The organism is Sinimarinibacterium arenosum (assembly GCF_005047655.1).
Taxonomy (GTDB): Bacteria; Pseudomonadota; Gammaproteobacteria; order Nevskiales; family Nevskiaceae; genus Solimonas.
In genome coordinates this window covers 383846-406202 of record NZ_SUKF01000004.1, presented here as the reverse complement: position 1 = coordinate 406202, position 22357 = coordinate 383846, and the positions used below count along the sequence as shown (strand labels likewise).

The following is a 22357-nucleotide window of genomic DNA, read 5'->3' as shown; positions in this document are numbered from 1 at the left end:
AGCGCCGCCGCGCAGACTCGGACGTCCTTCCTGCTCAAAGCTGAAACGAACATGACCTTGCTGCGAACCCTGATCTTGGTGGTCGTCACTTTCGTGGCCCGGCCGGCAGCGGCGGCCGATCCGCAGCAGCTGTTACAGCAGTTTGTCGACGGCGTGCGCAGCCTCAGTGCGCAGTTCGAGCAGGTGCAATACGACGAACGCGGCGCAGTACTGGACCGTCGCAGTGGCGATTTCGCGTTGTCGCGCCCCGGGCGCTTCCGCTGGAATTACACCCAGCCGTACCAACAGCTGATGGTCTGCGATGGCGAGCAGATCTGGAATTACGAACCGGATCTGGATCAGGTCACGGTGCGTCCAGCCGGGCGGGTTCTGCAGGACACGCCGGCGGCACTGCTCGCGCAGGGCAGTCAGCTCAGCGAGCGCTTCCTGCTGGAAGACGGGGGGCGCGACAAGGATGCGCAGATCGTGCGCCTGAAGCCCAAGGCCGCCGATACTGATTTCAGCCTGATCGAGCTGTGGCTGAAGGACCGCGGAGTGCCGCAGCGCATCCGCTTCCATGACGCGCTGGGCGGTACCACCGATGTGCAGTTCACGGCAGTCAGCACTGCAGCGATCAAGGACACGTCGCGCTTCACCTTCACACCACCGGCGGGCGCCGAGGTGGTCAAGCTGGAGGATAGCGGCGGGTGAGTGCCGCTGCGCAAGCTGGCGGGAATCGTCGCGGTGCGATCGGACCGCGGCCGCTGGCCGAACGCATGCGTCCGCGCACGCTCGACGAGGTTTCCGGGCAGATTCATCTGCTGGGTCCCGGCGCACCGTTGCGGAGTCTGCTCGAAGCCGGCAGCGTGCCGTCAATGGTGTTCTGGGGGCCGCCCGGGGTCGGCAAGACCACCTTGGCACGGTTGATTGCGCAGTACACCCAGGCCCAGTTCCTGACCTTGTCGGCGGTGCTCGCCGGGGTCAAGGATATTCGTGAGGCGGTGGCGCAAGCGCAGGCGCTGGCGGGCGGATTGAGTCCGCAGGGCACGGTCCTGTTCATCGACGAAATTCATCGTTTCAACAAGTCGCAGCAGGATGCGCTGTTGCCCTATGTCGAGGACGGCACGCTGACCCTGATCGGTGCGACCACCGAAAACCCTTCGTTCGAGCTGAACGCGGCATTGCTGTCGCGGTTGCGTGTGTTCGTGCTGCGCAGCCTGGAGCTCGATGACATCCTGGCGTTGCTGCAGCGCGCACTGGCTGACACGGAGCGCGGTGTCGGCGGCGAGTTGCCGGAGGCGTGGCTGCAGCGGATCGCCGAAGCGGCAGATGGTGATGCGCGCCGTGCCTTGGTGCTGCTGGAGACCGCCGTCGAGCTGGCGCGAGCGCAGGACGGCACCGATGCGCAGGTACTGGAGCGGCTGATCGGCAAGGGTCTGCGCCGCTTCGACAAGCAGGGCGAAAATTTCTACGACCAGATTTCGGCCATGCACAAGTCGGTTCGTGGCAGCGATCCGGATGCGGCGATCTACTGGCTTGCGCGCATGCTCGACGGCGGCTGTGATCCGCATTACATCGCGCGCCGCGTGTTGCGTATGGCGATCGAGGATATCGGCCTGGCTGACCCGCGCGCGCAGACACTGTGTCTGGAAGCCTGGCAGGCATATGACCGCCTCGGCAGTCCCGAGGGCGAATTGGCGCTGGGACAGGCCGTGCTGTATCTGGCCTGCGCGCCGAAAAGCAACGCCGGCTATACCGCCTACAACCAGGCGCGCGCACTGGTCGAACGGACTGGCAGCCTGGAAGTGCCGATGCACATCCGCAATGCGCCAACGCGTCTGATGAAGGATCTGGGTTACGGCCAGGGCTATCGTTACGATCACGACGAGGCCGGTGGCAATGCCGCGGGTCAGCAGTTCCTGCCGGATGCACTGGTGGGCACTGAGCTGTATCAACCGGTTTCGCGCGGGCTCGAGATCAAGATTGGCGACAAACTCAAGGCGCTGCGGTCGCGGCGCAAAGGGGAGAGCCAATGATGCAATGGCTGGCGGTCGCTGCCGGGGGCGCCTTGGGTGCCATGGGCCGCTATGCCGCCGTGCGCGCGGTGACGGCGTGGCTGGGCCCGGGCTATCCGTACGGGACTTTGACCGTCAACGTGGTCGGCAGCTTCATCGCCGGTGCGCTCTATGTGCGTCTGGTCGAACAGGGTGGAGTGGCCGCTCCGGTGCTGGGTCTGCTGATCGTGGGATTCCTCGGGGCATTCACCACGTTTTCCGCTTTCTCGGTCGAGACGCTGCGCCTGTTCGAGGATGTCTCGATCTATGCGGCGCTGCTGAACATCGTGCTGAACGTCTCGCTGTGTCTGGTCGCCTGCGGAACCGGGCTATGGCTGGCGCGTCAGGCACTGTCGACCTGAAGTCTCGCTATAGCGCCTCGGTGGTGAAATTTTGCGGATTCTTCGCGCGTACGCCGCGATAGAACGCGAACACCGGCTTCATGTCGGGTGCCCAATCACCAGTGGGCAAAAACACCGGGCCGATGCCAACCGTGCGCGTTGCGTAGTCGATATAGGCGGCGACGATTGGAACCTGTGCCGCCAGCGCCATGTGATAGAAGCCGTGTTTCCACTGCTCGCGCCGTGATCGGGTGCCCTCTGGTGCCAGCGCAATGATCAACTGTGCGTGCTCCGCAAAGGCGCGCGTCGTCTGAGCAACCGCGCCACCGGCGGCGGAGCGATCGACCGGCAGGCCGCCGAGCCAGCGGAAGAAGCGCCCGTGAAGGCCGGAGAACAGGGTGTGCTTGGCGTACCAGTGCAGATCCACCTGCAGGCTCAGCACCGCGGCCATGCCGAACACGAAATCCCAGTTCGACGTGTGCGGCGCGGCGATGATGACCATCTTCGGCAGGTCCGGCAGGCGTACATCAATACGCCAGCCTGCACTGCGCAGGATCATGCGCCCGAGCCAGTACAACAGACGATTGCGTCGACGCGGAATACTCGCGCCAAGCTCGATCCGATCAGCCATGGTGTATTGTTTTTCTCCTCACGAATGCACAGGAGTCGTCATGTCGACACCGCCGCTGACGTACGGCCGTTACCTGCAGATCGAAGCGTTGCTAAAGCTGCAGCAACCTTTGTCCGACGGGCCGGAACACGACGAAACCCTCTTTATCATTATCCATCAGGTTTATGAGCTGTGGTTCAAGCAGCTGCTGCATGAACTCGATGCGCTGAACGCTGCGCTTGACGCCGCGCGCACGATGGCGGCGCTGGCGACCTTGAAGCGAATGCTGACGATTCTGAAGACGCTGGTGGCCCAGGTCGACGTGCTGGAGACGATGACGCCGCTGTCGTTCAATGCGTTTCGTGCGCGTCTCGATGCGTCCAGCGGATTTCAATCCGCACAGTTTCGCCTGCTGGAATTCCGGTTGGGCCACAAGCGTCCCGGCATGCTGACGCACTATGGAGAGGACGGTGCTGCCGGCGCGCAGCTGGATGCGGCACTTCGTGCTCCGGCCTTGTACGACCACCTGCTGGGATATCTCCACGCGCAGGGACATGCGGTGCCGCCATCTCTTTTGTCGCGCGATTTCTGCCAGCCATACGCCGGCTCGTCCGCGATGCAGGACCTGCTGGTGAGCCTGTATCGCCATGACGATCCTGCAGCGCAGGTCTGCGAGCGCCTGGTCGACCTCGATGAAGGTCTGCAGGAATGGCGCTACCGTCACGTCAAGATGGTCGAGCGCACCATTGGCAGCAAACCCGGCACCGGTGGATCAAGCGGTGTGGAGTATCTGCGCGCAACCTTGTTTCAGCCGCTGTTTCCGGACCTCTGGGCAATCCGGGCTCGGCTATAAGCGCAGCGCGCTGACGGCCTGCCGAAGATCCGCCACGGTAGCGTCGCGGTTATCCAGATATCGATTGTTCAGGTAGAGCATCAGTATCCGGTTGGCGCGCTCGCTCAAGTCGGGGTGCAATTCATTCACGCGATTGATGAAGTCACGCGGCCCTTCATCCGTTCGCTGGACCAATCCCAACTTGCCCAGCTTGCGTGTGAATCGTCGCCACTCGCGCAGTGCGGGGTCCCTGATGGGCGCCGGCAACGATTGCCGCAGCAGCACCAGCCCAACGGCGGCCATGGCCAGGGTCACGATCACGGTCAGCGCCAGGATCATGCTGCGCAGATCGTCGAGACCGAAGCGCGACAGGAATTGCTGCTGCAGCTCCGGGCCGTAGGCCAGCACCATTGCGTTCCAGCGGGCGTTGATCCAATCCCAGCGCGCTTCGAAGTAAAAGCGCAGACGGGTGCGGTTGGATAGATAGCCAGGCAGGCCCTCGCCTGCGCTGATCGATCCTTCGATGCCACGTTCGATGCGTTCAGGGGCAACTGCCGCGGTCGGATCGACGCGGACCCAGCCGCGGCCGGAGAGCCACACCTCGCTCCAGGCGTGGGCGTCCGATTGGCGCACGACGTAGTAGCCGCCGATCTCGTTGAGCTGTCCACCCTGATAGCCGGTGACGACGCGCGCCGGAACGTCCGCGGCACGCATCAGGAGGGTGAAGGCGCTGGCGTAGTGTTCGCAAAATCCGCGGCGGGTGGTGAACAGAAATTCGTCCGCGCTGTTACGGCCGAGCGGTGGCGGACGCAAGGTGTAGACGAAGGGCTGTTCACGGAACATGCGCAGCGCGGCATCAACGATACGGGCATCGTTGCCCAGTGACTGGCGCCAGCGTCGCCCCAGCTCCAGGGTCTGCGGGTTGAACTTGGCAGGAAGCGCAAGATTGCGCCGGACCATGCGTTCGGTTGCGGTTGGCTGCAGACGGTAGTCGGTGTCAGAGACCAGGCTATAGCGCCGTCGCTCGATGACCGACTTGGTCGCCATCAGCTGCGCTTCACGCGACATGATGGCGTCACCTGGCAGGTGATCGCGGCGCGGCAGATCGAGGCCGAACAGCCAGCGCATGCGATGCGGTTCCAGCGTGATTTCGTAGACGACGCGCTGGCCGAGTCGTTCGATCTCCGGTTCATAGCCCGCTGCCGTGATCGGGAAGGCGTTTTCCCACGTGCGTCCGTCGAAATGGTCGAGTACCGGTCCGCGCCAGTACATTGCACTGTTTGCGGGTGGCGCCGTGTCGAAGCGCACACGGAATGCGATTTCGTCGGACTCGATCAAGCTGGAGATGTCGCCGGGCGACATTGTGTCGGACAGGCCGCTGCGCGCGGCGCCGGCGTCGGCCGGCAGGCCCCACAGGGGGCCGGGAATGCGCGGAAACAGCACGAACATGACGATCATCAGCGGCAGTGCCTGCGCGACCATGATGCCGCTCTTGCGCAGGGTCAGGCGCGGCGACAGTGCGCCGCGATGCTGGCACTCGATGAGGATCGCGGTGATCGCCACGGCGCAGATCAGCAGGAAGGCGACGGTCCAGATCTCCTGCGACACCAGAAAGTGGGTCAGCAGCAGGAAGTACATCAGGAACACCATGACCATGACGTCGCGGCGCGCCTTCAGCTCGAGCAATTTCAGTGCGGCCATCAGGCAAAGCAGCGCGGTACCGGCCTGCTGACCGGACACGCTGCCGTACTGCGCTACGATCCCGCCGCCAGCGAGCAGCGTCAGCACGACTTTCAGTGGCATTCGCGGCATCGGCCATTGGTGATAGGCGCTGAGCGCGCGCCATGACAGCAGTGCGGTGATCAACAGCGAAACCCACACCGGCAGGCGCAGCAGATGGGGGGACATCGTCAGCGCCAGCACGCCGAGCAAGCGCCACAGAGTCAGCAGCGGCAGATACTCGTTCATGCGGCGTCGTCGTGGTCGGGCGTCTGGAACAAAGCCAGAGCCTTGAGGCAGGCGAAGCGGTGCGCCGCGCCGTGGCTCGGTGCGAGGGTCTGTCCGGGTAGGCGCAGTCCATAGTTGCGTTGACCCGCCTCGGCGTCGAGCACCCAGCGCGTCAGCTGCGACAGTCGTGCTTCGGTATCCAGCGCGCTCACAGCCGACCAGTCCAGCCACAGTTCCTGATCCAGGGTTTCGGCGAACTGCTTGACCATTGGCGTGCGCAGCTTGGGCAGGCTCTTCCAATGGATCGAATGCAGGGTGTCACCGCGCTGATAACTGCGGAGACCGGCGAACTCGTCCTGCCCGCTGCGGCCACTGCTGGACAAGCCGCCGTAGCCGGCGCTGGCGGGCGGTTGCGGGCCGGCGGGTGCCGGACGTGGATACACCAGGCAGCTCATCTCCAGTTCAGCCCAGGTCCAAGCGTGAAACAGGCCGAGCGGGTATTCGGTGGCGAGGCTGAAAACGCCGGCGCGCAACCAGCCGCGCCGACTCGCAGGCTGGCTCAGCGTCAAGGTCACGCTGTCGCGTGCGCTGACATCGCCAAGCTGTGCATGCTCGTCCTGCTTGGGCCAGCTCAATGCCAGCGAGTAGCGGGGGGCGGTGGACGGATTGTCGACCCTGACCTGGAAGTGCGCAGTTTCGCCGGCGAAGACCGGCTCGCAGGTGCCGGCCTGCAATCGCAGATGGGCGAGATTCGCATGCGTGTGATGCATGTTGATCAGGCCGATTCCAGCCAGCAGGAAGGTCAGCATGAATGCCATGCTGTTGGAGTAGTTCATCGCCCCGAGCAGCATCACGAATGCGAGCAGGGCGAAGCCGTAGCCGAAGCGGGTCGGCAGGATGTAGACACGCTTGCGGCCGATATCGATGGGGCCGGGCTGACGTTTGACCCGAGCCATCACCCAGGCGTCGATGCGGTCCTGGGCTGCGCGCAGTGGATGCAGCAGGATCTTGAACACCAGCCAGAGCCGCATGGCGGATCAGCGTCCAGGCGTCAGCGCACAGCGACCGGATTCGCTGCAGGATGCGGCGACCGGACTGCGTCTTGGGTTCCAGCGCGCAAACAGGGACGCCGAGGTTCGTGTCACGGAATCGCGACCTGGGCCAGAACGTCTGCGGCGCCGATGCCGCCCTTCTCGCTCTCCGCGGTGGTCTGCAGTCGGTGGTCGACGACGGCGGTGAACACGGCCTGCACGTCTTCCGGAATTACGCCCTGACGACCTTCCAGCAGTGCCCAGGCCTGAGCAGCGCGGCGCAGGGCAAGTCCAGCGCGCGGCGATAGACCTTGGCGCAAGCCAGGCAATTCGCGGGTGCGATGAACCAGAGCGAGGATGTAGTCGATCAGCGCGGGCGCGGTGCGGACCTGTGCAACCTGCTGCTGAAGGTGCAGAACCTGTTCCGGATCGAGCACCGCGGCGGTGTCGAGTAGCAGATCGCGGCGATCGCGCTCCATCAGCAGGGCTTTTTCCGCCTCCGCGGGCGGGTAGCCCAGCGAGATTCGCATCAGGAAGCGGTCGAGCTGAGATTCAGGCAACGGGAAGGTGCCGATCTGCGTGGCCGGATTCTGTGTGGCGATGACGAAGAACGGCTGTGGCAGCGGACGGGTCTGGCCTTCGACAGTGACCTGGCGTTCTTCCATTGCTTCAAGCAGTGCCGATTGCGTTTTCGGGCTCGCGCGATTGACTTCGTCCGCCAGCACCAGCTGCGCGAAGATCGGTCCGGGATGAAAGCGGAAGGCACCGGTGCCGGTTTCAAATACGGATACGCCCAGCACGTCGGCCGGCAGCAGGTCGCTGGTGAATTGCACACGCTGGAACTGCAGTCCCAGTACGCGTGCCAGCGCCAGCGCCAGCGTCGTCTTGCCGACGCCGGGAACGTCTTCGATCAGCAGATGGCCGCGTGCAAGCAGGCAGGCCATGGCCAGTCTGAGCTCGGCGGATTTACCGAGAATGATGGTGTCGAGGCGTTGCAGGGCCTGATGCAGAGGAGCGCTCATGGATTTTCGGACGATGGGCGATATACGGACCAGTGTAAGGGGTTTATGCCGCCCGGCGGCGTAAATTCCCGGTCTGCGGAACTTGCGGTTGTGGCGCCGGCGATCCACCATCTGAAGCGTCGGATTCGATAGCGAGGCGCCGGGTGGACCGCAAGAAGCGTGAACTGCTGAAGGACATGAGAAATGCGCTGGACTATGCGTCTTGGCGCGAGGCTGCCGAGATTGTCGATCGCATGGATGGTCGCGACGACTGGCGCTCGGAAGATGCGTCGTCCGACTACGACTGGCGCCTGATTCGCGCGCGTCTGCGGCAGGTTCGCCAGTATCGGCAGGAAGATGCCGTGCCGAAGCTGGTTCATCATCTGCGACAGGGATTGCACTGGAATCTGGGCAATACCGGCAGTGCGGCCTTGTACGGTCACGCCTATGTCGGTACCAAGCGCCTGATTCACGAGTACATCGCTGAAATCGCCGATGTGCTGGACTGGCTTTGTGATACCGATCATCCGGCGTTCCCACGTCCGGCCAAGATGCAGTTTTTTCATGATCTGGCGCAAAGCTACGGTCGTTCGGCGCTGATGCTGTCGGGGGGGGCAACCCTCGGGTTGTTTCACGTCGGTGTGGTCAAGGCGCTGTATCGGGAAGGCCTGGTGCCATCGATCATGTCAGGGTCGAGTGCCGGATCTGTCGTGGGCGCGACGATCGGTTCGCGGGCGCCGTCGGAAGTCGAAAAGCTGCTGGATCCCGAGGCGGCCTACTACCATTTCTGGCGCATTCTGCCGTGGCGCGACATGCTGCGTAATCGCGCGATGATGGATCAGAATCAGTTGCGCAAGGCCATTGCGGCCAATGTCGGCGATCTGACGTTTGAAGAGGCGCACAAGCTTTCCGGCCGCGTGGTCAATATCACCGTTTCGCCGGCCGGGGTGAATCAGCCCCCACGGCTGCTGAACTATCTGACCTTCCCGTATCTCTATCTGCACGAGGCGATTCTGGCCTCGTGTGCGGTGCCGGTGCTGTTCCCGCCGGTCATGTTGATGACCCAGGACGAGAATCAGCAACGCGTGCCGTATATGCCGCTGCTGCGCTGGAACGACGGGTCGCTGAAGTCAGATTTGCCGATCCTGCGCATGCGGCGTCTGCACAACGTCAATCACTTCATCGTCAGTCAGACCAACCCGCACGTGCTGCCGTTTGTGACGCATCACGAACCGGGAGAGGGCGGTGTCCTGGATACCGTGCGCAACTACGCATTTTCGTCGGTGCGAACGCAGGCCAAGAGTCTGGTGGATCTGGTGCGGCAGAATCTCCCTGCGGGCGGCTTGGCACGGACGCTGGATATTGCGGGGTCGGTGCTGGAGCAGGAGTACCGCGGCAACATCAACATCATTCCCGAAGTCAGTCTGTGGCGTTACGCCAACGTCACCAGCAATCCAAGCATGGACGCGATCAAACGTTTCATGCTGGAAGGCGAACGCGCGACCTGGCCGCGGATCGAGATGATCCGCAACCAGACGCTGATCAGCCAGACGCTGAACGACTGTGTCGAGCGGCTCGAACGTTCGCCAGGCTTGCCGCGTGTGGGCGGCGGGCAGAGTGCGGCCAGCAAGCCTGCGCTGCAGGTCGTGCGTCCGCGGCCGGCGTAAATCGCTAGAGCGACTCGATACGGCCGTGCTGCACGCGTAGCGCGTCGAGATCCTGCTGCTGCTTGGCCACCAGATCACGCGTTTGCTGTTGCACGTGCTCGGGGGCTTTGCCGAAGTTGGGATTGCTCAGGCGGGCCGTAGTTTTTTCGAGGTCGGATTCGAGCTTGGCGATCTGCTTGCTCAGGCGGACCAGTTCGGCTTCCTTGTCGATCAGTCCGGCCATCGGGACCAGCAGGCTCATCTGGCCCAGCAGTGCGGTAGCGGACTGCGGCGCTTCGTCGCCGGATTCAAGAATCCGGGGCGCCTCCACTTTGGCAAGGAAGCGAATGCTGCCGAGCATTGCCTCGACGCGCGTGCGATCGCTGGCGCTGGCGTTCTGCAGCAGCACCGGGATGGTCTTGGCGGGTGAAATGTCCATTTCACCGCGGATCTGGCGGATCCCGAGGATGAAGCCCTTGAGCCATTCGATATCCGCTTCGGCATTTTCATCAATGCGCGCAGCATCGCTGACCGGGTAAGGCGCCAGCATCAGGGTTTCACCACTGCAGGCTGCCAGCGGCGCGACGCGCTGCCAGACTTCCTCGGTAATGAATGGCATCAGCGGGTGCAGCAGGCGCAGGATCGTTTCCAGTACGCGCACCAGCGTGCGGCGGCTGCCGCGCTGCGCCTCGGCGTCGCCGTCCTGCAGCGCCGGTTTGGACAGCTCCAGATACCAGTCGCAGTACTCGTTCCAGACGAACTGGTACAGCGTCTGCGACAGCAGATCGAAGCGATATGTGCGGAACAACTCCGCGACCTCGGCTTCGACTTTCTGCAGACGTGACACGATCCAGCGATCTGCAGCAGACAAGGTGTGCGGCAAGGATTCGTCCTGGCCGCAATCCTTGTCCTCGCACTGCATCAGCACGAAGCGCGCGGCATTCCAGATCTTGTTGCAGAAATTGCGATAGCCGGACGCGCGGGATGAGTCGAAGCGGATGTCGCGACCGGTCGAGGCCAGCGCCAGGAAGGTGAAGCGCAGTGCGTCCACGCCGACCGGCTCGATGCCCTGCGGGTACTGGCGCCGCGTTGCAGCTTCGATCTTGGCCGCCATCTGTGGCTGCATCAGGCCGGTGGTGCGCTTGCTGACCAGATCCTCGAGGCTGATACCGTCGACCAGATCCAGCGGGTCGAGCACGTTGCCCTTGGACTTGGACATCTTGTTGCCTTCGGCGTCACGCACCAGACCGGTGATGTAGACCTCGCGGAACGGCACTTCTCCCATGAAGTGCAGGCCCATCATCGACATGCGGGCGACCCAGAAGAAGATGATGTCGAAGCCGGTGACCAACACGTTGGTGGGATACCAGCGCTTGAGGTCTTCAGTCTGCTCCGGCCAGCCCAGGGTCGAGAACGGCCACAGCGCTGATGAGAACCAGGTGTCGAACGTATCCTCGTCGCGACGCAGGATGGTGTCCGCGCTGAGCGTACTGGCGTAGGCCGGATTTGCGCGGATCTCGTCTTCGCTGCGACCAACGTAAATGTTGCCCGCATCGTCGTACCACGCGGGAATGCGGTGACCCCACCACAGGTTGCGCGAGATGCACCAGTCCTGGATGTTGTTGAGCCACTGCTTGTATGTATTGATCCAGTTTTCCGGAACAAACCGCGTGCGGCCGTCCTCGACCGAGGCCAGCGAGCGCTCGGCCAGAGTCTTCATGTCGACGAACCATTGATCGGTCAGATACGGCTCGACCACAACGCCGCTGCGGTCGCCGCGCGGCACCATCAGCTTGTGGTCGTCGATCTTGTCGACCAGGCCCAGCTTTTCCAGATCCTCGACGATGCGGGTACGCGCGTCGTAGCGATCGAGGCCGCGATAGGCCGCCGGCGCCTCGTCGTTGATATGGGCCGTCGGGGTGAACACATTGATGACCGGCAACGCGTGGCGCTGGCCGACCGCGTAGTCGTTGAAATCGTGCGCCGGCGTGATCTTGACCACGCCGGTGCCGAACTCGCGATCGACGTAGTCGTCACCGATGATCGGAATCTCGCGATCGCACAGCGGCAGTCGCACCGACTGGCCGATCAGGTGCTTGTAGCGGTCGTCTTCCGGGTGCACGGCCACGGCGCTGTCGCCCAGCATGGTCTCCGGGCGCGTAGTTGCGACCACCAGATGGCCGCTGCCGGATGCCAGCGGATAGCGGAAGTGCCACAGCTTGCCGTTTTCTTCCTTGGATTCGACTTCGAGATCGGAGATGGCCGTCAGCAGCACCGGATCCCAGTTGACCAGACGCTTGCCGCGGTAGATCAGGCCCTCGGCGTGCAGGCGCACGAATTCTTCGGTGACGGCGCGGCTGAGCGTGTCGTCCATCGTGAAATGTTCGCGCGACCAGTCCACCGAATTGCCCATGCGGCGGATCTGGTTGGTGATCGTGCCGCCCGAGTACTCCTTCCATTCCCAGACTTTTTCAAGAAACTTGTCGCGGCCGAGATCGGTGCGCTTGATGCCCTGGGCGGCGAGCTGGCGTTCGACCACCATCTGCGTGGCGATGCCGGCATGGTCGGTGCCGGGAATCCACGCGGTGTCGCATCCGAGCATGCGGTGGTAGCGCGTCAGCGCATCCATCACCGCGTGCTGGAACGCGTGCCCCATGTGCAGCGTGCCGGTGACGTTCGGCGGCGGAATCACAATGCTGTACGGCTTCAGGCTGGCGCGATCAACACCACGCAGGCTGGCGGCGGTTTCCGGCTGGGCGTAGCCGTTTTGTTCCCAGCTGGCGCACCAGCGGGCTTCGATGGCGCGGGGATCGAAAATCTTGTCCATGGAGTCGGTCGACAGAGGCGTAGGCGGGATGCGCGTCTGCGCAAGGGGCGCAATTGTAATCAACCACGCCCCGCAGCGGGTCGGGGGCTCAGCTCCGGCGCTGGCGCCAGGCGCCGGATTCGCTTTGCTCGAACGTGTTCAGTTCGTAGCCGCGATCGCGGTAGTACTTGTAGTGCGCGCGCGCCGAGGACCGCTGCGAGGGATCACCGGCGACGATCTCCAGTACCCGCTCGAAACGGCTGAAGAACTCCGGAATCTCGGCGTCCAGATTGATCAGGATGTCGTGATGACTGTCCGGCGGCTCGGCGCCGCCGATCAGCACAGGCGGCACCGGCGCCTGTGGTGGTGCCGCCGGATCGAAGCGCTCGTGCGCGATGAATCCGCCCTGACGGAACGTCCACAGGGCGGTATCGATCTCAGCCGATACAGCGCCGACGGCGTGAACGTAGACCTGTTTGCCGGCCGACGCGGCCTTGTCGCAGAGCCGGCATGCGGTCATGACCTGACTGTCTGCGGCGGTGGCCGATTCGGGCAGGATATAGAAGTCGATGCGCGTCATCGAAGGGTCGGTCCAGAGCCGAGCCGGCAGCGCCGGCGCAGATCAGCGCGCTGGCCGGCGTGCGGCCTGATTGATCAGGTACTGCACCAGCATCGGCACTGGCCGTCCGGTCGCACGCTTGCCGATCGAGGCGGTGCCGGCAACGTCCAGGTGCGCCCACTTCATGTTCTTGGTGAAGCGGTGCAGGAAGGTCGCGCCGATGATGGTGCCGGCCTCGCGCGCACCCTTGGTCGCGATGTTGGCGATATCCGCATGTTCGCTGGCGATATTGCCGTCGTACTCCGGCCACAGGGGCAGTTCCCAGGCGCGGTCGCCGACCTGCTCGCCAGCGCCCAGCAGCGCACGGCCGAGCGCCGGGTGGTTGGTCATCAGGCCCGAGGCAACGCTGCCCAGTGCAATGATGACGGCGCCGGTCAAAGTGGCCATGTCGATGCAGAACGAGGGCTGGTAGGTCTGCTCGGCGTAGGTCAGTGCATCGCACAGGATCAGCCGGCCCTCGGCGTCGGTATTCAGGACCTCAATGGTGATGCCGGCCATGCTGGTGACGATGTCGCCCGGCTTGTTGGCATCGCCGTCCGGCAGGTTCTCCGACGCCGGGACGATGCCGACGACGTTGATCGGCAGCTTCAGCTCGGCGATGGCCTTCATCGTGCCGAATACGCTGGCGCCGCCCATCATGTCGAACTTCATCTCGTCCATCGCCGCGGCCGGCTTGATCGAAATGCCGCCGGCGTCGAAGGTCAGGCCCTTGCCGACCAGTGCGATCGGCTTTTCATTCTTGCGGCCCTTCATGTACTCCATGACGATCAGCTTCGGCGGCTGACGCGAACCGCGCGAAACCGACAGCAGCGCCCCCATGCCGAGCTTTTCCATGTCCGCCTTCTCAAGAATCTTGGTCTTGATCGGCGTATAGCTGGCAGCCAGCTTCTTGGCCTGCTCGGCCAGATAGGTCGGCGTGCAGATATTGCCCGGCAGATGGCCCAGATCCTTGGCCAGGCTGACGCCAGCGGCAATCGCCAGACCCTCGTTCAAGCCTTTCTCGCCGGCCGGCAGGTCAAAGCGACGCGGCACGTCGAAGGTATAGCGTTCCAGCTTCTGAACCGGCAGCGCTTCGCGCGCCTTGGCTCCGCGGCATTCGTCAAAGCGGTAATAGACGTCGGTCGTCGCCAATACCGCCTGGGCCACGTTCCACTGAAAGTCGCGGCCCTTGACCGGGATGTGGGTCAGATACGACACCGCATCGATCGCGCCGGTCGTGCGCAGCGCGCGCGCAGCGGCAGTCGAGGCCTTGCGGAAGGCGGTTTCGTCAAAGCTGCGCTCGCGCCCGAGCCCCACCAGCATCACGCGGTCGGCAAAAGTGCCGGGGACATTGTGCAGAATCACGGTCGTGCCGAGCTTGCCGTCCATGTCGCCGCGGCGCATGACGCTGGCGATCACACCGTCGCTGCCTTTATCGATAACATTGGCGGCCTCGGACGGACTCCGGCGCTCAAAAATGCCGACAACGACACAGGCGACGCGCTGCTTCTCTGGATTGCCACTCTTGACGAAATATTCCATAAGCCTTCTCGATTGCGGCCAGTGTTTGATAGCGGGCCATCGAGCCAAGAATGCCCGAGGTTACCGCAGAGGGACGGGGAGGTTTGGTGCGGCTCGTTTGTGCAAATATGGGCCGGCACTGCTGTGATGCATTCTATCCCACGAACCCGAAAAGCCAAACGTCGCTCATCCGGTACGTGGGGAAATACCGTACCGTTGGTCAATGGATCTTGTGAATAAGTTCAGCTCCGATATTGATTCGATTCATGGTGTCCGGGCGCTGTTCAGAGGCCTTGTCGCATGAATCAGCGGTTGCTTGATCGCTATCTGTTTCGTGAGGCTGGCGGCGCCTGGCTTGCGGTGACACTGGTGCTGCTGAGCATCATGCTGTCGACGCGCTTTGCACGATATCTGGCCCAGGCTGCATCCGGCGAACTGCCGCGCGAGCTGCTGTTTCAGGTGGCGGCACTATCGAGCCTGCAGTACCTGGTGATCCTGATTCCGGTTTCCTTGCTGCTCGCGATCATGCTGGCACTCGGACGCCTGTATCGCGACAGCGAAGTCGCCGCAATGACCGGCTGCGGCGTCGGGCTGGCTGAGATGTACCGGCCGTTTCTGGTACTCGGCGCGGTGCTGGCTGTGGCGACGGCTGCGTTGGCCTTCGAGGTAGGCCCCTGGGCGGGCCGTACCGCCGACTATCTGGTCAAGAATGCGGCACGCTTCATCCAGTTCAATCCGTTCGAGGAAGGGCGTTTCAAGTCGATCGACGGCGATCGTGCCGTGTTCTATACCGAAAAGATGGACGCCGCAGGCTCGGCGCTGTCCACCGTGCTGGCGCAGGTCAGCGAACAGGACGGCGTCAGCTTTGTCACCGCCGCGCGCGGCGAGCAGACGGTCGATGCGGTCACGGGCGAGCGCACCGTGACGCTGCGTGATGGCTATCGGTATCGCGGCGAGCCGGGAACGGCGGCTTACGACGTGATGCATTTCAACAGTTTCACTACACGGGTCGCACCGCCGGAATTCATCTATGTCAGCTCCAAGCGCCGCCTGATGTCGACCGGACGCTTGCTGGGTTCCAGCGATCCTGAGGACCAGGCTGAGCTGGCGTGGCGCATCGCTGCCCCGATCTCGGTATTCATCCTGGCATTGCTGGCGGTGCCGCTGGCGCATGTGGCGCCGCGGCAGGGGCGTTACAGCAAGATCGTCATTGGCATTCTGGCGTATCTGGCCTATTCGGAGCTGTTGGGTGTCGGGCAGGTCTGGATTGCCAAGGGCAAGGTGCCCGCGGCGCTGGGCTTGTGGTGGATTCACGCGTTGATGCTGTGCTGGGCGCTGGTTCTGATCGCGCGCCGCAACAATTATTTCCGGCGGCTGCGTGCATGAACCGAATCACGCGATATCTGGTTTCGACCATTCTGGGATTCACTGCGATCACCGGGTTGGCGCTGGTGGCCATCTATACCTTCATCAGTTTCGTCTCGGAAATTGACGAAACCGGCGAGGGTGGTTTCGGCATGCTGCAGCTGTTGTGGTACACGCTGATGCTGATGCCGGCGGGCTTGTACACGCTGATGCCGATCATCGCGCTGCTCGGAACCTTGATGGGGCTCGGTGCTCTGGCCGCACAGAACGAAATCAACGCGATGCGAGCCTCCGGCGTGACCTTGGTGCGGCTCGGCGGAGCGGCTCTGCTGGCGGGCGCAGTACTCGGCGGCTGCGCCGTGCTGCTGGGAGACTGGCTGGCGCCGCTGGGCAATTCCGCCGCGCAGGCGTTCAAGAACAAGTCGCGCTATTCGGTGGAGAACGCGGTGTCGTCGCGTCCGGTGTGGTTGCGTGATGGCGCCAATGTGCTGCACGTGCGGGCATTGCAGGCCGAGGATGCGATGGCCGACCTCGATATCTACACCTTGTCGCCGCAGTTGCAGATCGATCAGGTGATGCACGTGGATCGTGCGCACTTTGTCGATGGCCACTGGGAGCTGAGCGGTGTACGCACCACGCGTTTCGAGAGTGGGCGAACCGTATCCGAGTCGACGCCGCAGATGCGCTGGGATGCGACCTTGTCGCCCGAGGTGCTGCGCCTGTTCGTGCTGGAGGCTAACAGCCTGTCGACACCGGGTCTGATGCGGCTGATCAGCTATATGGATGAAAACGGTCTCGACGCACAGGCCTACCGTTTGTCGCTGTGGCGCAAGCTGGTGGCGCCGTTCACGGTGATGGCAATGATGTTAATTGCCGTGCCATTCGTACTGGGCTCGCAGCGTGGTGGTGCTGGCCAGCGCCTGCTGGTCGGCATCATGGTCGGGCTGGTGTTCTATGTCGTCAACGAAGTCACAGCCAGTATGGGGCAGCTGTTCGGCTGGCCGATCCTGGCCTCCGCGGGACTGCCGACGCTGGTGTTGGCTGCGCTGGCTGTGCTGCGCCTGAAACGCGCGCGCTGATTCGGTTCCTCAGGGCTTCGGCAGCTCGATCATCTCGCATTGCGCCACATAGTCCTGCGGCGCACGTCGGCGGGCATCCAGGCGCATCAGCACCAGCGTCACCGCGATGACAACCACGGACAGTGCGGCGATCGTGGAGCTCCCTGGGCGGCTGGCGTACAGCGGCAGTTGCATCACCAGCGGCGTCAGCGCCACGCCCCAGCACAGCAGCATCACGGCGTAGCGCGTGAGGGCATTCAGCCAGGTCAGCGCGCGGCCGTCGACACGGCGTAATTTCAGGCGCCAGGCGCGCATGCCCAGCGTCTGTCCGCCGTGGGTCCAGAACCAGCCAAAGAAACCCAGTCCGATCAGGAAAAGAAATGCCCGCAATGCGTGCCATTCACGCGCGGTTCCCAGCGAGTCACGCACGACCGTGTCGACCAGCAGGCAGACCATCCAGATACCCAACAGCAGCAAGCCGTCGTAGGTCGCCGCGGCGAGCCGCCGCCAAAGCGGGGCCGGTAGCATGATGTCGGTCATGAGTCGGTGGATTCCAAAGGCAAATGGCGAAAGGAGTCCGGCGCTGCAGGCGGCCGGCCCCTCGTGGCGTGCAAGGATACTGTTCTGCGCCGGAATCGGCAGCGCCTGGGTGCTCACTGCCGGCGCGCCGCACTGCTAAGCTAGGCGGCCACATTCCACCATCCGTGCAGATCAGGAATCGCGCCGCATGAATTACGTGAAAGCCTTTGTCGCCGGATTTCTGTCCACATTGATTTTTCACCAGGGCGTGCTCGGGCTGTTTTACCTGCTTGGGGCGGTGCCGCGTGCGCCATTTGCGATGGCACCGGTTCCGCCGCTGGGAATCCCTTCGGTGATCTCGCTGGCGTTCTGGGGAGGCGTCTGGGGCCTGCTGCTGTGGCGGATGATCGCCAACGCGCGACGGGGTGCGTACTGGTGGCGTGCCCTGTTGATCGGTGCGGTTGGCCCCAGCGCGGTGGCGCTGCTGGTGGTGTTTCCGCTCAAGGGCATGCCGATCGCCGGTGGAGGTGACGTCAAGCTGATTGTCGGTGCGCTGATCCTCAACGGCGCCTGGGGTCTGGGCGTGGCCTTGCTGATGCGCATGCTGCGTCCGCGCAGCGACGTCTGGATCTGAAGCAGGCAGGTCTTTCTTTCGGATATCAATTGTCAGTGCTGCGGGATGCCTGTCCCGCGGCCGTCGTCGGAGTCGCGGTTATGAGTCAGGGAGCGGATCAGGATTGGGTGATGGCTACGCTGGAGGATGCGGCAGCCGCGCTGGAGCAGCTGATCGATGAGGTCGATGCGGGTGCCGATGATCTGGATGCGTTGCTGCAGGAGAAGATGCCGGCCGTGTTTGCCAAGCTCAATTACGCCTGGAATACGCGGCAGCTGGGTCCGGAGGCGCTCGAGACGCTGGATCACGATGCACTGATTGCCTGGCCGCGCGACGCCGGACTCTGATCCGGACGTCATTCGCTGCAGCGGGTAACGAGAAAGGCCGCGTCGTTGACGCGGCCTTTCGTTCATCAGCAGAGCGACTTTTAGAAGTTCGCTTCGTCCATCTCCATCAACGACTGGCTGCCGGCGCGCGCCTGCGCGATCAGCGCGGAGGTCTCCGGATACAGCTTGGCGAAGTAGAAGCGGGCCGTCGTCAGTTTGGTCTTGTAGAACGCATCGCCCGAATCCCGATTGCGCAGCGCGACGCCGGCGGCGTAGCACCATGCGAACGAGAACACGAGATGACCGATCAGGCGCAGGTAGGGCACTGCAGCAGCGCCGACCTCGTCCGGATTCTTCATCGCGCGCTGGCCGATCTCCATCGTCAGCTTCTGCACTTCGCTCTGCAGTGCATTGAGCGGCGCGAGGAATTCCTGCATTTCCGACATCTCGCCGAATGGCGCGAGCGCGGTCTGCATCGCCTTGCCGAGCTTCATCAGCTTGGCGCCCATGTCGCCGAGCACCTTGCGGCCAAGCAGGTCCAGCGCCTGGATGGTATTGGTGCCCTCGTAGATCATGTTGATGCGGGCGTCGCGGACGTGTTGTTCTAGGCCCCACTCGGAGATGTAACCGTGGCCGCCGAGCACCTGCATCGCCAGCGTCGTCGACTCGTAGCCATTGTCGGTGATGAAGCCCTTGACCACCGGCGTCAGCAGCGCCACGAGGTCCGCGTTGTCCTTGCGCAGCTTCTCGTCCGGGTGCTTGTGCTCCAGATCGATCGCCAGACCTGCCCAGTAGGTGAAGGCGCGTGCGGCCTCGACGTAGGCCTTCTGCGTCAGCAACATTCGGCGCACGTCCGGGTGGACGATGATCGGGTCGGCCGGCTTGTCCTTGAGCTTGGGGCCGGTCAGCGCGCGCGACTGCAGGCGATCCTTCGCGTAGGCCAGCGAGTTCTGGTAGGCGACTTCGGCCAGGCCCAGCGACTGCATGCCGACGCCCAGACGCGCACTGTTCATCATCACGAACATCGCCATCAGGCCCTTGTTCGGCGCGCCGACCATCCAGCCGGTGGCGCCGTCGAAGTTCATCACGCAGGTGGCGTTGCCATGGATGCCCATCTTGTGCTCGATGGCGCCGCACTTGAACGCATTGCGTGCACCCAGCGAGCCGTCAGCGGCTGGGATGAACTTGGGCACGATGAACAGCGAGATGCCCTTGGTACCGCCGGGGGCGTCCGGCAGGCGTGCGAGCACCAGGTGCACAATGTTTTCCGCCATGTCGTGCTCGCCGGCGGAGATGAAGATCTTGGTGCCGGTGATGCTGTAGCTGCCGTCGCCATTCGGTTCGGCCTTGGTCTTCAGGATGCCGAGGTCGGTACCGGCCTGCGGTTCGGTCAGGCACATCGTGCCGGTCCACTCGCCGGACACGAGCTTCGGCAGGTACAGGTTCTTCTGCTCGTCGGTGCCGAAGGCGTGCAGCGCGTTGTAGGCGCCATGCGACAGGCCCGGGTACATCGTCCAGGCCTGGTTCGCGGAGTTCATCATCTCCATGAACGCGCTGTGCACGACGTGCGGCAGGCCCTGGCCACCGTAATCCGGGTCCATGCCCAGACCACCCCAGCCGGCCTCCACGAACTGCTTGTAGGCTTCCTTGAAGCCGGTTGGCGTCGTCACCACGCCGTCGCCGTGGTAGGTGCAGCCCTCGCGGTCGCCCACGCGGTTGAGCGGGTAGATCACGTCGGCGCAGAACTTGCCGCCCTCTTCGAGGATGGAGTCGATCGTCGCGGCGTCGATGTCGGCGTGCTGGGGCAGCTTTTTCAGCGCACCCTCGACGTTGAGCATCTCGTGCAGGACGAACTGCATGTCGCGCAGCGGTGGCGTGTACTGGGGCATGTGAACTCCGTAGATCAGGTCAATGAAGAATCGGGGCTTTTTGCCAAAGACCCGGAAAATGTCGGGTCCATACTGTAGCGTATGTTGCGGCGCAAACATACTGACCCGTATGCGTCCCCGGATTGGCGCTGGGGCGAACGCTAGCGACGGGTGTCAGCGCGTTGTTTCTGCGCTGAGAAGCTCCAGAAACTGTGCGGTCGGAATCGCCGGATAGAACAGCCAGCCCTGGGCATAGTCGATGCCCATGCCCTGCAGCACCTGCAGCTTTCGCGGTTCGTCGACGAATTCGGCCACGGTTTTCTTGCCGGTAGCCTGCGCCACCTGGTGAATGGCACGGACAATTTCCTGCGACACCGGGTTTTGCGCGATGTCGCGTACGAAGCGGCCGTCAATTTTGACTTCGTTGACGCCCAGCGAGTGCAGGTAGCCGAACGAGCACAGGCCGGAACCGAAATCGTCGAGGCTGAAGTTGCAGCCAATGCTGCGGAACTCTTCGATGATGTCGGCGGCGAGTTCCAGGTGCTCGATCGCCGCGGTCTCCGTGATTTCAAAGCCGAGCTTGCCGGGTGGCAGCCGCATGGCCTCCACCTCATTGAACAGACGATGCATGAAGCGGCCGTCAACCAGGGATTTGGCGGACAGGTTCATTGAGACGCCATCCAGTTGCGCTACAGCATCCGGATGCTTGGCCATCCAGGCCATCACGGTGGTCGAGGTGAATGCATCCAGTTCCGGCGACAGGCCGAAATACTCCAGCGTTTCGATTGTTCCGGCTGGCAGCGGCAGATAGCGGCCGTCCTGTTCCATGCGTAGCAGGAACTCAGCCTTGGCCAGTCGCGGATGGGCTCCGGAGATATCCATGATCGGCTGCGGATGCAGATCAAGCCGGCCGTCCACCATCAGCCGACGGAAATTCACCACGTTGGCAGCGTTGACGTCAGACATCTGCGCTTCGCCGTGGTGCGGAGTGTACGTGGCAATCTGGTTGAGGCCGCGGCGCTTTGCCGTTTCGCAGGCCTCGGCCGCATTCGCGACGACTTCGGCCCAGTGCGCGTGATCGCCGACCACGATCAGGCCGATCGATACCGCCAGGGGGTTATCGCCGATGACCGAACGATAGTGAATGTCGGTCAGCTGGTTGCGCAGAATTTGTGCTTCTTCGATCGCGGTCTGGCTATGGTCGATGGCCTTGGCTGCGACGAACTCGTTGCTCCAGATGCGGTTGGCGATGCCCGCGCTGCCAGCCCAGGCCCGCAGGACTTCCTGAACCTGGGAAATGGCTTCGTCGCCGCCACCGGCAATGGCCAGACGGTTGACGCTGCGCATGTGGCGGATATCCACGTACAGCAGCATCGCATGCGGGTAGGGATGCCAGGTTCCGAGGCTATCCAGAATTTCGCCGAGATTTGAGACCGACATGGAACCGTCGTGGAAGAGGGACTGGTGCGGGTTTTATCGGAGATGTTCCGATTGAACTTGAACCGCCCATGCCGGCTCGACCTGCCGTTTGTCCGTCGCTGCACCTGCCGCCGGCAATTGCCGGCGGGGTATATTCCCCGAACACTGCAGGCGGGTTGCGGTTGTGACGTTGATTCGGCGACGGCTCATCTGCGGTTCAGGCAGAGATGAAAGGATGCTGCTCTACAGATTCCTGCAAGATCCAGACAAGGAGGTTGAGATGCGATCGATGAGTCAAATCGTTGCCGCTGCAGCACTGGGTGCCATGATGATGGCCGCGCTTCCGGCACAGGCGGAGGGAGTTCCTCCGGAGCCGAAATCGGAACAGTGGTGCAAAAACCACCCAAACAAGTGCGAGCGCATGAAGGCCGAGCGTGCAGCCTATTGCGCGAAGAATCCGACGACCTGCGATGTGCGAGCCGAGCGTCGTGATGCGCGCCGCGATGCCTGCGCCGAAAATCCTGAAAAGTGTCAGCAGATGAAGGACGAGCGCATGCAGCGTCGTGAGGATCGGCAGGAGGCGTGCAAGAACAATCCGGACGCCTGCGAAGCCATGAAGGAGCAAATGCGCGAGCGCCAGGATGAGCGCATCGAGCGTCGCCGTGAAGCTGTCGATTCGAAAGGGAACAACTGAACCGCAGTTGCGCGGTAGGCCGCAAGTGTTTGCGCGGCGGATCTGATGTGGCGAATCAGCCGGCGATTGCCCAACAGCAATCGCCGGTTTTTTGTTGCCCGCCGTCGCCGACTCATCAGTTCGGAGGGT

20 protein-coding genes are annotated in these 22357 nt (G+C 63.3%); 10 read left to right on the top strand and 10 right to left on the bottom strand.

Annotated elements, in window-relative coordinates; translation table 11 throughout:
* Positions 1-51: 51 nt before the first annotated feature.
* The 3 genes from lolA (at position 52) to crcB (ending at position 2395) form a co-directional block, all read left to right on the top strand.
* Positions 52-690: an outer membrane lipoprotein periplasmic chaperone LolA gene (lolA, locus tag E4T66_RS10880; protein ID WP_136849039.1), complete on the top strand. Its 639-nt coding sequence runs from the start codon at positions 52-54 to the stop codon at positions 688-690.
* Between the two features lie 65 nt (positions 691-755).
* Positions 756-2015: a replication-associated recombination protein A gene (locus E4T66_RS10875; RefSeq protein ID WP_136849100.1), complete on the top strand. Its 1260-nt coding sequence runs from the start codon at positions 756-758 to the stop codon at positions 2013-2015.
* Positions 2012-2395, top strand: coding sequence for a fluoride efflux transporter CrcB (gene crcB / locus E4T66_RS10870; RefSeq protein ID WP_136849038.1), 384 nt, complete (start codon positions 2012-2014; stop codon positions 2393-2395). The genes E4T66_RS10875 and crcB overlap by 4 nt, the downstream gene beginning before the upstream one ends.
* 7 nt (positions 2396-2402) lie before the next feature.
* Here the strand turns inward: crcB and E4T66_RS10865 are convergent, their stop codons facing one another.
* Complete coding sequence (locus E4T66_RS10865) at positions 2403-3005, bottom strand: lysophospholipid acyltransferase family protein (RefSeq protein ID WP_136849037.1); 603 nt, start codon at positions 3003-3005, stop codon at positions 2403-2405.
* A 40-nt stretch (positions 3006-3045) separates the two neighbouring features.
* On the opposite strand from E4T66_RS10865, the gene E4T66_RS10860 reads away from it, so the two are divergent.
* Positions 3046-3837 (top strand): tryptophan 2,3-dioxygenase, encoded by a 792-nt coding sequence (locus E4T66_RS10860; protein WP_136849036.1) that lies wholly within the window; start codon positions 3046-3048, stop codon positions 3835-3837.
* On the opposite strand, the gene E4T66_RS10855 is transcribed toward E4T66_RS10860, so the two are convergent.
* From E4T66_RS10855 to E4T66_RS10845, 3 genes are all read right to left on the bottom strand, one after another.
* Positions 3832-5784, bottom strand: coding sequence for a transglutaminase TgpA family protein (locus E4T66_RS10855; protein ID WP_136849035.1), 1953 nt, complete (start codon positions 5782-5784; stop codon positions 3832-3834). The two genes, E4T66_RS10860 and E4T66_RS10855, sit on opposite strands and share 6 nt — an antisense overlap.
* Positions 5781-6794 (bottom strand): DUF58 domain-containing protein, encoded by a 1014-nt coding sequence (locus tag E4T66_RS10850; protein WP_136849034.1) that lies wholly within the window; start codon positions 6792-6794, stop codon positions 5781-5783. Before E4T66_RS10850 ends, E4T66_RS10855 begins: the two co-directional genes overlap by 4 nt.
* Before the next feature lie 110 nt (positions 6795-6904).
* The gene (locus tag E4T66_RS10845; protein ID WP_136849033.1) at positions 6905-7816 is read right to left on the bottom strand and encodes an AAA family ATPase; all 912 of its coding nucleotides are present in this window, start codon (positions 7814-7816) and stop codon (positions 6905-6907) included.
* A gap of 143 nt (positions 7817-7959) precedes the next feature.
* On the opposite strand from E4T66_RS10845, the gene E4T66_RS10840 reads away from it, so the two are divergent.
* Positions 7960-9462: a DUF3336 domain-containing protein gene (locus E4T66_RS10840; protein WP_248679623.1), complete on the top strand. Its 1503-nt coding sequence runs from the start codon at positions 7960-7962 to the stop codon at positions 9460-9462.
* Positions 9463-9466: 4 nt separating this feature from the next.
* Here the strand turns inward: E4T66_RS10840 and E4T66_RS10835 are convergent, their stop codons facing one another.
* The 3 genes from E4T66_RS10835 to E4T66_RS10825 all read right to left on the bottom strand — a co-directional run bounded on the left by E4T66_RS10835 (position 9467) and on the right by E4T66_RS10825 (position 14387).
* Positions 9467-12268, bottom strand: coding sequence for a valine--tRNA ligase (locus E4T66_RS10835; RefSeq protein ID WP_136849032.1), 2802 nt, complete (start codon positions 12266-12268; stop codon positions 9467-9469).
* A gap of 88 nt (positions 12269-12356) precedes the next feature.
* Positions 12357-12827 carry a DNA polymerase III subunit chi gene (locus tag E4T66_RS10830; protein ID WP_136849031.1) on the bottom strand — a complete coding sequence of 157 codons (471 nt, stop codon included), beginning with the start codon at positions 12825-12827 and terminating at the stop codon, positions 12357-12359.
* A gap of 42 nt (positions 12828-12869) precedes the next feature.
* Complete coding sequence (locus tag E4T66_RS10825; protein ID WP_136849030.1) at positions 12870-14387, bottom strand: leucyl aminopeptidase; 1518 nt, start codon at positions 14385-14387, stop codon at positions 12870-12872.
* Between the two features lie 279 nt (positions 14388-14666).
* Here E4T66_RS10825 and lptF point away from each other — a divergent pair, with 279 nt between their 5' ends.
* Entirely contained in the window at positions 14667-15752 is a 1086-nt protein-coding gene (gene lptF / locus E4T66_RS10820; RefSeq protein ID WP_136849029.1) for an LPS export ABC transporter permease LptF, read from the top strand.
* The gene (gene lptG, locus E4T66_RS10815) at positions 15749-16810 is read left to right on the top strand and encodes an LPS export ABC transporter permease LptG (RefSeq protein WP_136849028.1); all 1062 of its coding nucleotides are present in this window, start codon (positions 15749-15751) and stop codon (positions 16808-16810) included. The genes lptF and lptG overlap by 4 nt, the downstream gene beginning before the upstream one ends.
* Before the next feature lie 9 nt (positions 16811-16819).
* Here the strand turns inward: lptG and E4T66_RS10810 are convergent, their stop codons facing one another.
* Positions 16820-17329 carry an RDD family protein gene (locus E4T66_RS10810; RefSeq protein WP_136849027.1) on the bottom strand — a complete coding sequence of 170 codons (510 nt, stop codon included), beginning with the start codon at positions 17327-17329 and terminating at the stop codon, positions 16820-16822.
* Between the two features lie 187 nt (positions 17330-17516).
* Between E4T66_RS10810 and E4T66_RS10805 the strand changes: the two genes are divergently transcribed.
* Entirely contained in the window at positions 17517-17942 is a 426-nt protein-coding gene (locus E4T66_RS10805) for a hypothetical protein (protein ID WP_136849026.1), read from the top strand.
* Between the two features lie 80 nt (positions 17943-18022).
* Positions 18023-18268 carry a hypothetical protein gene (locus E4T66_RS10800; RefSeq protein WP_136849025.1) on the top strand — a complete coding sequence of 82 codons (246 nt, stop codon included), beginning with the start codon at positions 18023-18025 and terminating at the stop codon, positions 18266-18268.
* 80 nt (positions 18269-18348) lie between these two features.
* Here E4T66_RS10800 and E4T66_RS10795 read toward each other — a convergent pair whose 3' ends face one another.
* Positions 18349-20136 (bottom strand): acyl-CoA dehydrogenase C-terminal domain-containing protein, encoded by a 1788-nt coding sequence (locus E4T66_RS10795; RefSeq protein ID WP_136849024.1) that lies wholly within the window; start codon positions 20134-20136, stop codon positions 18349-18351.
* A 153-nt stretch (positions 20137-20289) separates the two neighbouring features.
* Entirely contained in the window at positions 20290-21555 is a 1266-nt protein-coding gene (locus E4T66_RS10790) for an EAL domain-containing protein (protein WP_136849023.1), read from the bottom strand.
* A 163-nt stretch (positions 21556-21718) separates the two neighbouring features.
* Between E4T66_RS10790 and E4T66_RS10785 the strand changes: the two genes are divergently transcribed.
* Entirely contained in the window at positions 21719-22228 is a 510-nt protein-coding gene (locus tag E4T66_RS10785; protein WP_136849022.1) for a hypothetical protein, read from the top strand.
* The last annotated feature ends 129 nt before the right edge of the window (positions 22229-22357 follow it).